Below are 270 nucleotides of genomic sequence, written 5' to 3' on the forward strand. Positions count from 1 at the left end.
TCGTGTCGATCAAATTTCTTATAAAACACGATTTTGGCATCTGATAACAGTTGCGGGAGAAAAGTTAAACTATTAATCTCTGCGTTTTACAGCTGTACGAAGAAGTATTAAAGGATAATGTACTTCTTCGTATAAGCTATCCATTGTAGTAGGATAAACATCATTAAAAGTTGTTGGTGGTGTAACTCGATTTTTCTTGGCATTAATTGTTTTTACATTGGCAAATAAACAAGTTGAAAATAAGTACAACAAACATGGAAAAACAATTTT

1 pseudogene is annotated in these 270 nt (G+C 31.1%); it reads right to left on the bottom strand.

Features of this window, described 5'->3' with window-relative positions:
• Positions 1-72 precede the first annotated feature (72 nt).
• Positions 73-270 (bottom strand): annotated as a pseudogene (locus CWC02_RS20890) (hypothetical protein); the annotation flags it as partial.

The organism is Pseudoalteromonas sp. S2721 (assembly GCF_005887425.1).
Taxonomy (GTDB): domain Bacteria; phylum Pseudomonadota; class Gammaproteobacteria; order Enterobacterales; family Alteromonadaceae; genus Pseudoalteromonas; species Pseudoalteromonas simplex.